General features: G+C 36.7%; 8 protein-coding genes and 1 pseudogene. 3 read left to right on the forward strand and 6 right to left on the reverse strand.

Translation table 11 applies throughout. The annotated features are described in order from the left end of the window. Positions 1-179: 179 nt before the first annotated feature. From GQR53_RS15130 to GQR53_RS15155, 6 genes are all read right to left on the reverse strand, one after another. Positions 180-3,452 carry a hypothetical protein gene (locus GQR53_RS15130; RefSeq protein WP_206013307.1) on the reverse strand — a complete coding sequence of 1,091 codons (3,273 nt, stop codon included), beginning with the start codon at positions 3,450-3,452 and terminating at the stop codon, positions 180-182. Between the two features lies 1 nt (position 3,453). After that, complete coding sequence (locus GQR53_RS15135) at positions 3,454-3,813, reverse strand: hypothetical protein (protein ID WP_010555469.1); 360 nt, start codon at positions 3,811-3,813, stop codon at positions 3,454-3,456. A gap of 732 nt (positions 3,814-4,545) precedes the next feature. Then, positions 4,546-5,217, reverse strand: a complete 672-nt coding sequence (locus tag GQR53_RS15140; protein WP_010554724.1) for a hypothetical protein — start codon at positions 5,215-5,217, stop codon at positions 4,546-4,548. 5 nt (positions 5,218-5,222) lie between these two features. Next, positions 5,223-5,930: a nucleotidyl transferase AbiEii/AbiGii toxin family protein gene (locus GQR53_RS15145; RefSeq protein ID WP_010554725.1), complete on the reverse strand. Its 708-nt coding sequence runs from the start codon at positions 5,928-5,930 to the stop codon at positions 5,223-5,225. Then, entirely contained in the window at positions 5,927-6,646 is a 720-nt protein-coding gene (locus GQR53_RS15150; protein WP_010554726.1) for a hypothetical protein, read from the reverse strand. Before GQR53_RS15150 ends, GQR53_RS15145 begins: the two co-directional genes overlap by 4 nt. 249 nt (positions 6,647-6,895) lie before the next feature. Next, complete coding sequence (locus GQR53_RS15155) at positions 6,896-7,771, reverse strand: hypothetical protein (RefSeq protein ID WP_010554727.1); 876 nt, start codon at positions 7,769-7,771, stop codon at positions 6,896-6,898. A gap of 390 nt (positions 7,772-8,161) precedes the next feature. On the opposite strand from GQR53_RS15155, the gene GQR53_RS15160 reads away from it, so the two are divergent. The 3 genes and pseudogenes from GQR53_RS15160 to GQR53_RS21165 form a co-directional block, all read left to right on the forward strand. After that, positions 8,162-9,034, forward strand: coding sequence for a DNA replication terminus site-binding protein (locus tag GQR53_RS15160; protein WP_165744390.1), 873 nt, complete (start codon positions 8,162-8,164; stop codon positions 9,032-9,034). Between the two features lie 778 nt (positions 9,035-9,812). Continuing rightward, on the forward strand, positions 9,813-10,070 hold the full coding sequence (locus tag GQR53_RS15165; RefSeq protein WP_165744391.1) for a helix-turn-helix domain-containing protein: 258 nt from the start codon (positions 9,813-9,815) through the stop codon (positions 10,068-10,070). Further along, positions 10,070-10,261 (forward strand): annotated as a pseudogene (locus tag GQR53_RS21165) (type II toxin-antitoxin system HipA family toxin); the annotation flags it as partial. The gene GQR53_RS15165 and the pseudogene GQR53_RS21165, both read left to right, overlap by 1 nt.

A 10,261-nucleotide genomic window follows, 5' to 3' on the forward strand; every position in this document is an offset into this window, starting at 1 on the left:
TTAAAAATTTAGACTAAGGTTAATTTCGAGGGGATGGGCGCAAAACCCCATAAACAGTCATTCTGACTGACTCATTACGATCCCAGCAATAGCTAAACACAATACTCTATTTAGCAAGTAAAGTTGTCATTCGGTAAATTTAAGTTGCTAAAGTTGTTTTGAATCTTTTGGAGAGACTATTATTTCCCTTGTTGATTTTGTCTTAACAATCCAAGTCTTTTTATCTCTTCATCAATAGCTTGAATATCCAGAAAATGGCCACTCGCAAATCGCCTAAACAGTTCCATAACAAGCTTTGTAACATCATTTAGACCTCTTAATCTAAACGTAATTTCTACAATTAGCTGGGCAAATTTATTTTCAGAGTATTTTCCTTCGAGACATTGCATTGCTGAGCTACAGCAAGCATATACAATATTTTCAGTGAACTTCCACTCTGACAAATCTAGGCTTTCAAACGTACCTAGATAAGCTGTACAAGTTGACTTGATACAGCACTCTGTTAAAACTTGAAGTGCTATTTCGGGTGAGTGATAGGAGTTGGAGTTCATCTTTAATATCTTAGCAGCTAAGAATTGCCCAGTTTCATTTGATCTACATAGATTTATTACATCAGTGTGAGAAATGGGCACCCTTAGGTGAGAAAATACATTACATCTTGCTAACCTCTCTTCAATACCTATAGCGCCTTTTTTAACCCTTAAGACCAACTGATAAACGTTGGCAATTGGCAGCTCTAGCGTTCTGTAGTAATTACAGAAAGTAGTATCTAAACAGAAGATAGGGATACCATGAGAGACAGAAAGCTTCACAGAGGAATAATGTGAAATATCTAAAATGTCTTTAATTCTTAGCAAAGGCTCTGGTACGTTAAAAGAAATTGGTGTTAGTTCTTCACAGTATTCAATCAGCTCTCTAAGCGACTTAACATTTTGGTCTTTAGCAATATCTTCTGCAGTCTTTTTAAAATAATTGCCATCGACTTTGCCAACAGATAAATAATCCTCTCGTCCCATTTGTTCAAGCCAAGTAAGAACTATATTTTTTGTTTCTCCTGAAACATATACTTCTATATCTGACTCTATAAGCGCAGAAGCCAAGCCAGTATAACTGAAATATACTAAAGAAAGCGCATCCAAAACTAGTTTATCAACTATGGGCTCTCCTTCTGAAAACAAATCAAGGAACTTATTACTTTCCTTATCGCTTAAGTATATAAATGCACCTTTAACTATATCGTACTTAAAAGAACGGTTTATTCTCATCAAAAGTGGTATCAACTGTCCATCAATATGTGGCTCAATTAACTGTTTTTGCTCTGAGAAAACATCTATTTGTTTTAATAACCCATCGATTCCTTCCTGCTCATTAAACGTCATCTGATAAAAGCAGTCATTTCCAGCATTGATAGCAGACCTGATATCTAAAGAAATCCTGAATGCACCAACAATTGGAGATAGTTTTTCTATTAAGGTTACTGTATCCATGCCTAACTGATTCGAGTCACCAGCGTCCATTTCAAGCAACATTTCACCCAGAGGACTGTCAACATCTAATAGGTACTCATTAGTTTCACAACCTTCCACCAACAGCTTAGTAAATTGTTTTTTACCTTTTCTATAAGTTGCGGCTGCGAAACAACGATCAGAGGGGTAGCTTCGCTCTATACGTTTGTCTGATTTAGATAAAGTTCCAAAATGAATATTAGTTAAGTGGGTTGCGATACCTGCCGGATCATCAATAAACCACTCCAACAAAATTGACTCGGCAAAAGCAACATCTACCACCGAGATAGATTGAACTAATTGTAATTTCTCATATGAGTAATCATCAAACAGACTCGTTGGAATTTCATGTATATTTTTTTCAATATCACTCTCTGGTAATCCAACCTTAATGCTATTTTGAATTAGCAAAGTCCAAAAGTAGCTTGATCGCGGATACCTAGCTAATGATTTTTGAATTAGTGTGTTGGCATTTTCAAATTCAAGTAATAAAAACTCCCTTGAGATTCGCACAGCAGCTAGTCGATAGCTATCCTGTTCACTATCCATATTTGCAAGAAAAGAATCTAATTTTTCAAATTGCTCAGAGCCTAACAATGCTTCTGAATAAGCATCTATGATTGGAGAAGCCCAAGGTTTTTGAGGAAGCAATGGTTCTATTATCTTTGTAACTTGATAGTTCAACCCCATTTGGTTCAAGCTTAGACAAAGTTGATAAAGTGCTTGGGGGTTAATCTCTTGCGTAATTTTTTCATATTCAACTAAGTATTTTTCAAGATTATCCGATAATTTTTGTTTATCTCGTAAGTCAGTCGGATCGAATGCAATGGCACTTAAAAAAATTTCGATAAATTGCTTGATTTGAGGTTTAGAGGCCGTTACGTTACCACCTTTGTCTAACCATCTCTTGACTTGCCTTTTATTAATACCACCTTTTAAATAAGTCATTGATAATTGAGGAAAATCATTTTCGTTTATGTCTTCAGGATTTTGAGCGCGGAGTTTATTGCTAGGTTTAGTATTGACTGGAATGTTGGTTTGAAGACGCGTTCTAATGTCAGGGATGACTTTTTCGGCTTCTTCAATATGCTCATCACAAAGCTCTGTTAAATCTACGTCCTCAAACCATGTTGTAGCAAGTAAAACGGCTGCTGCTTGAAATACTCTTCCATCATCAATCTTAGAAGAAAGAGCTTTGACGGATTCTATTGTCTCAATGAGTAAGTCAATTAGCGACTGGTTTATCATCCAAAAATGTTTAGTACCAATCAAATTATGAACTTTGTATGCACTGCAAAGTAAGTTTAGAACGGTGCTATTTTGGTTAGGATGTTCAAGTACTAATTCTTTGGCTAGATCGAGGGATAATTCATACTCGCCAAGTCTCAGAGCACATCTTACGTAAGAGCATAAGTCTTGTTCTCTAATTCCAACAGTCCCTTTAGATATTTGCTCGTTAAGCTCTTCTAACTGAGCTAACTTTTCAAAATAAGTTTCTTTAGATAAACTCTTGGCAACCTTACTTGACTTGTATCGCTTTAAGGCTCTTTCCGAAGAAATCTTATTCAAAAAATGTAAATACGCAGCTTCGACAATATCTTTAACAATAAGAGTAGAGCGTTCACTTTCAATTAACTCTAAAAATAAATCTGGCACTATATCGTAAGGCTTTCCTTGAGTCGCGTGGAGCTTATATTCAAGGACTTTGAGTAGACTTTTACATTCTGAATCTAACTTATCTACAGTTTTCAAACTTTCTATAAAGATGAGAGCTTTAGACCAACACCTATGAGTTACTAGCCTAGCAAACTCTTTAATAAATGTTTCTAGCCCGTCTGAAGACAAGTCAGTTATTTGAAAACTTACAATTTCTACTGATGCTTCATCTTTGGCAAAAACGTTATGGCCTTTTTCTGTTTGTTGATGTACGGACGGCTCTTTAGTCAATTCAGCTACTTCCTTTATTAGTGACCACATCACCAATGCTTACATTGCCATTTCCTGAGCTATAAACATTGTGGCCTGTATTAGTGCTTTGCGTAACATTAACAACATCGCCTGAATTTTTGATATTTTTAAGAAACTCATTTAACTCTTGATGTTCTGTAATTTTTCGTTCAATGGCGTGAGGTGCCAAGTCTTCGTTTATACCAGCATCAATTAACAACTCCGCAATTTTTTCAATTTCAGAATCATCTATGAGCCAATTTTTTAATTTACGTTTTAATAAATCAAAACCAATAGAAGCGCCCTCTTTAACACCATCATAGATTAATCCTGACAACATAGTCGCAGTTAAAAATTCCATCTTTTTCCTTAATAATTTCTAATGATTCTTAGCTAAACTAGCTGTTAAGTATATATTATCAATATATATGTACCAATTAATCAATTTTTAACCACTACATTACCTTTAAATACTTTCGGGAAGTTTATGCTTGCATCACAATCCCCCAGTGTCTATAACCAGCCCTCACTCAAAACACTCTTAAGAAACTTAGATTAACTCTGGGTTTCCCTATCATTGGTTATAATGAACTTAAAGCCACAGCACAAAGCAGAATGTCGCCTAAATAATTTTGGGGCAAAGGTGAGCCAGCGCTGATCTGGCTGACTCCAAGCGAATGGGGTCAAATCTTGACTTCACACATTAAGAATCTTCAATGTCCATTCATGGCACAGAGCCGTCCTTCGGCTCTAACTCATTTTTGTCCAAAAGTGAGTTTCAATCTTTGTTGTCACAATTTTTCTTTGGATAGGCACGTTGATTGAATCTAAGTTTTGATCTTTATTGTCATACATACCTTCTATTGACACGAAAGGAACGGACTGGGAAGGCAAAAAAGTTTCAAACATTATTGTCTTCCGACAATAACCTAGATCCACTGTTACCTTGGACGTTAGCTATACGCTTATAGTAAATTAGAGGAGCGCCTCAGTAAAAACATAACGGGCAGTTACACAAAATCCGTTACAGGCTCTTTCTGACGTTTTTTAATACCTCAGCCTAAAGCATTTAGCAAGCAACTTTCATTTGGCTTTATACAATCACTACACTAAAATTATCTTCAGATTGCAAAACTAATCTTTCAATTTCTTCTTGGATCAGCATAATCACGTTTGATACATCTGTGTTTAATAAATATTCAGATTCAGACCAAAACCCATCACTACAAAGAATCAAAACTTGATTATTAGCAGTCGCCATGGTTTGTACCGTGAGTGAATTACGGTTATTTGAGCCAATTTTCAACTTTGTAGAAATTAAGTGCCTAGATTTGTCATAAGTCTCTTTTGATATTACTCCCTTATTATAAAGTTTTAAGGCCGGCACATCATCCTGAGTTAGCCACTTAACACCTTTATCTGTCAGGCTTCCTATCCGACAATCTCCACAGTGAGCTAAAGTCATCTTTTCTTCAGAAACAACTGCTACACAGCAACAAAAAGATAGGTTGTCGTGCTCAGGTGACATTAAGTGGAGTGCTTCAAAAATGTTATTCCTTAACAACTGCTTAGGATTAACAATGTTAGTCCAATTCGATTTAGCTAAGTTTTCCGCGAAAACATTAACAGCTGCTAATGTTTTTTGATTATGATTAATACCATCACATACAAGGTAAACATTACCATTTGGAATACTCCATTCTTTTACTGTATCTGCATTAACTGGCTGCGCAGGGCCTTTCCCAGTACAAATTATATTTGTCATTCCATTTAAACCTTCCCTGATGCTAATTGATGGAACCGTTCTAAAACTATATCAATTCGTTCAGGCTCTTCAGCATTTAACGCATTTGCGAAAAGATATTCGAATTGACTATCTGCCATAAAATTTGACATATTTTGCTGAATATAGATGATTAATTCGGGCGGTCCCTGAAAAATATCATCTATTAAAGCATCTCTGCCATTAATTAGAATACATATATCTTCTGCATCCTTACTTTCTAAAATATCGATTTTGCGCCCAAAAAACGCTGCTAACTTAGTTGCTAATAAATACTTTGCTTTAACTATTTTAATTTGAATCCCATGTGGTAAATCATACATTACAGGATCCTCTTGGCCAGGCTTGAACCATTCATTACTAAAACCAAGAATACTCTCATCATCTGGCATTACATCAACAAGGATACCATCACAAACAAATCGGCAAATAGGTGCGTCTTCATCATCTTCTGGAATATACTCTTTAAATCCAACGTCTCTTAATTTTTGACTCAATGAATAATAACCAGCTGTACTCGTAACAGAAACAATAAAATCTACATCTTTTGTACTTCTAATATCTATTGGTTGTGCATCATCAAGATGTAATGAAACGGTTGCACCACCAACAAAAGTAACCAATCCTAGTAGATTCTCACCTAGTGCATCAGCAACACTCATTAGCATTAATTCATGCTCTGTTGGAGTTCTCATATCTTTCCTTTGTTTAATTGTTCTAGAAAAGGAAGTGCTTGCTCCCTTTCCCTAGCTGTGCCTATTCTAAATATATCCACTAGAGCAAGCTGTTGGTATAGCCAACTATCAATCATTACTGCTTTTGTTACAGATTTATATAATGGGTCTATAGCGACCCCTTTAGCAGTTCCCCTAGCGCATGGCCAGACAGGGGGAGTTACGTTAGAGCTTGCAAATATTTCTTTAAAAACAGGTGCTGCGTATGATGTAGGTATCCCACGAACTATACGACCAGGCTCAGTGTAAAATGAAACTCCAGCACCATAACGAATAAAATTTACAAGTACTGTACGGTTTACTTTAATACTTTTAGAACCTAGCCGGAATAATAAACCCGCATCAATGCTTCGCTTAACAGCATTATTTGCTTCACTTAAAGATATGAAAAGATGTTGAGCTAACTTACGGTATGTCCATTGATTATCAAATTCATATTTAGATCCTTGTAAAAATTCATCAATAATTGATAGCTCTTTTAAATCAAAATCTTCTAATTCATTTGATACGACTAACTCCTCTTGCTTAATGTCATACTGACTAATTTTTTCTACATCATTACCGAGGTGCACCCATGCCTCACCTTGTAACTCTCTTGTTAGCGATAATGACTCATGGCTTGATTCCTCAAAACTAAGGACTTTAAGTACTACAAGTAAATCTTGATTTTTTAGCATAGCTCTCCTTATGGATGTTCGCTGTTCGCAAACAGAAAACAGATGTTTACCACTTCAACACTTAAATGGCAAGAGTTATCTTTAGCTAATTGTTTCATATCGCCGGTTATTGTTGTGAGTTCAGCCATTCTAAGCAGTCTATCTTTTTTTAATTTCTAACCCGCAGCTATCTGGTGCTTAAGTTTCAAACTTTACTGTTCACCTACAAGTGGGTTGAAAGCAGTGCAGCCGACTAACAATTGATAACTCTCATCTCACAGAATTATTTAACTTATAAGATCTATTGCTGGTGCTGAACAAGTACATCGTATTATTATGAACAACGTAGGGAGCTGGCACTGTGTACTTTATATCAGCACCCCAAACACCATACTCTTTCGGTACTATAGAGAAGCCAGCTGTAGCAACGGCAATACTGTCAAATCCCTCATAGCCATTTAGGATCGTCATAGTTACAACGTCTTTTACTTCACCGTTATAATTCACCTTACCATTAACCTCTATTTTTACAGCTGAAGCACATGAACCGTTAAAAACAGCGGGGTCATAATCGACAAAGTGAGGATGTGGTTCAGGTGAAGTATAGATGTAAAGTTTGCGCGTTTCGGCGTTGCACAATGCGCCACCTTTATAAAAATACATGAAGTTATTACTATCTCTGGCGTTGTCTGATCTGGCAATGCCAACGTACTCTGTACCAGCAATATTATTAAACGTTTCTTTTAAACCGCTTTCAACAAGATTAAGCGCAGAAGCATCAAGGTCTTGTTCGTTTAATTCACCCAAAAAAACAAGCATAGGTTTCCAGTTAAATGCTCTATCTGCTTGTGATTGCGCTCCCATGCTGCCTGCAAGGTCTATTAATCCATCTGAAAGAAATGCTAGAGCGTACTCGGCACCAACTAACGCATTATTCGATTTAAACTGAGCATTTTCAGGCAAATCAACATCAGATAGCCCAGCTGTTTTGCGGGTCATATTAGCTACATTTAATGCAAAGCTAGATTTATCATTAAACTGGTAAACGTCATTTGACTGCATTGTTATCACAGGCGGCTGAGTTGACATGCAAGCAGTTAAGGTTAGCGCCGAAATCGTTAAAGCTGTGTTTTTTAAAAAATGCATATTTTATATTCCGTATATTTTATTTGAGTAATATTATCATGAACAATAAATTGTTATGCTGCTTTAAACTTTGAAAAGTCACATAATGGCTAACGAGCAAAAAACAATGAGCGACCCTTTCAAGGAAGGGCTCAGCTAGACCATCATGCATTTAAGGGTTTATAATAAACAAACCCTTAACCCCGAGCTCCTTCCCGGCCAACTTCATTGCTTTTTCTATTTTTTCTCTCTCTTTCTCATTCTAATCTCAGGGCGAGGCCAGCCAAAGTAGTACCACAAAAGTTAATATTAAAAGAATTTCATGGTTAACTTCCATTATATTGCATGATGGTCTAGTCTTAACCTATTAACTGTAATTTGTTCTATCACTACAAATATCGAGTGCATGCCATGCCTTTTATCGCGGATCGGTTTGATGAGTTAAAAAACAATATCCGTTCTCTCAATACAATCCTCACACATACGCAACCATTGGCCGCTCTTGCCTACCCACTACCCTGTACCTCAAAGGGAATGGAAAGTGAACCGGTTAAATATATTGCAGCAGAAGAACATACCGGACATAAGGCTGTTGAACTCGCGGCATCCTGCTACCAAGACCTTTACATACAACCAGGCTATTCACAAAAATCAGCGCGGCGCACTGTCGGCGTTATTTGGCTCTCCCCTGCCCAAAACCCAACAAGCATTACTATCCCTGAGCTGGTGGATAAAATAAACGCGGCAAAAACGGATATCGAAAACCATATCATTCAAACGTATGAAACAAGGCAAGACCGGTTTGAAGCGCTTCGCGCAGAGTGCCCTGGTATTATGACTATGCACCTATATAGGCATATTCGATGTTATTCAGAGCAAAACATTCAATCAATTCGGTTCGCCTGGCAAAGAAAAGACTCGCTATCAAAGCCGGTTAAAAAAGACCTTTTACTTAAAATTGAAGAGGAGTTTGATAGATCGGGGCCAGAATACCGCGTACCTCTTGAGCAATTGATCAATAAAATTAAGCAAACTCCTGGGGAGCTGCTTAGGATACGCCGGCAGGTTCGCGTACAACCGGCAGCAAATATACGTTTTGATGCTGGAATAAAAACAGTAACAGCACCAATGCCTATAATCATAATTCAAAGTAATGAGCTTAAGCTTAAAGCTTTAACTGATTTTGATGCTAGATCACAAAGAAAAATACGCTCTGATAAAGTGGCATCAGAAGTTATCGGCTCCTTTGGTGGGGTAACTATTGAGGTTTTTTCAGCTCGGTAGTGCGCAGCTTTAATAAGTATAAATGACTGTCCAGCCGCGATTAATACTTTTATCACAGATATTAATGGCGGCATTTAGGTCCCGTTCTATATCCGTAGTGCCACAAGATAGGCAATACAACTTGCGAACTGACAATGATATTTAACAAAAATTAATCGTGCTTTCACTAGATTAGCGCGCCTTTACTTTCCTAGATAGCTGGCGCTATTTATGCCTGAGGTTTTTCTCAGCGTCCTTTAAAAACCGTAGAGGCTGTCTTTCTGCCATTAGAATCTATGGCTAAGTGAGAAGACCAAGGTCAACACTCGAGTTCACTCTATCACTTTAAAAAATGCTAAGTACATGAAGTTGCTAAAGGTATTATAATCTATGTAGTACATGATAACGCATACGTTACCCCTAAAGCATAGAGTTACAAAGCGTGACCGATATGAGCATTAAATTGGTTAGTATCATTAAGCCTAAGCTGAATTCAATAAAGAGTCTAAATTAAAGCCTGTAATATAAATTTGATTTATTCAGGTTGAATAATTTCAAAATAAAACCTTAAGTGAATGAAATTAAGGGATTTAAATCAAAACTCTTTTTGAGGAAGTTTTGCAGACATTTACTCATAAACCTCTAGTTACCAAATAAATATAGACTCAGAGTTAACTGAATCACCACATTAGCCATATGGCTAACACAATGGTTTTTTAGCTTGATGTTAGCTATATAGATAACAGCTGGCATTTTAGGTTACAATGTCAGCTGCATAATAAATCCTATTGGTAATTGTATGACTAACAGAGTCGAAATTGGGAAGAAAGTCAGCGTAAGTAGAAAGGCTTTAGGCTATACACAGCAAAGGCTTTCAGTAATATCCGGCATTAATAAAACAACAATTTCAGAAATTGAAAATGGCCGATTTACTGGTTCTTTCGATATTTTTGAGCGCTTGCTCGATGCTGTTGATTTACAGTTTGATGTTTCTCAAAAAAAGTATTCGCTACCTGATTGGGATGAAATTGAAAATATATTCTCAGAGGATGAATAATGAGTACAAATCCAAACTTACCCAGTAAAGTTAAAAATATTACCGTGTGCACTAACAATACAGAGCTTGGTATATTAACTCATGGCTCAACTCATCATTACCAGCCGACACAAGAAAAGCAGCACATATCGTTAACAATGACAAAAAAAGGTATAGACGGTTACTCTTCAGGTTCTCTGCATCCTATCTTT

Source organism: Pseudoalteromonas sp. Z9A6 (assembly GCF_011378805.1).
Lineage (GTDB): Bacteria > Pseudomonadota > Gammaproteobacteria > Enterobacterales > Alteromonadaceae > Pseudoalteromonas > Pseudoalteromonas distincta.

Coding starts and splice junctions, on each gene's coding strand:
- GQR53_RS15135 (WP_010555469.1), bottom strand. CDS start 3,813: ATGGAATTTTTAACTGCGACTATGTTGTCAGGATTAATCTATGATGGT.
- GQR53_RS15140 (WP_010554724.1), bottom strand. CDS start 5,217: ATGACAAATATAATTTGTACTGGGAAAGGCCCTGCGCAGCCAGTTAAT.
- GQR53_RS15145 (WP_010554725.1), bottom strand. CDS start 5,930: ATGAGAACTCCAACAGAGCATGAATTAATGCTAATGAGTGTTGCTGAT.
- GQR53_RS15150 (WP_010554726.1), bottom strand. CDS start 6,646: ATGCTAAAAAATCAAGATTTACTTGTAGTACTTAAAGTCCTTAGTTTT.
- GQR53_RS15155 (WP_010554727.1), bottom strand. CDS start 7,771: ATGCATTTTTTAAAAAACACAGCTTTAACGATTTCGGCGCTAACCTTA.
- GQR53_RS15160 (WP_165744390.1), top strand. CDS start 8,162: ATGCCTTTTATCGCGGATCGGTTTGATGAGTTAAAAAACAATATCCGT.
- GQR53_RS15165 (WP_165744391.1), top strand. CDS start 9,813: ATGACTAACAGAGTCGAAATTGGGAAGAAAGTCAGCGTAAGTAGAAAG.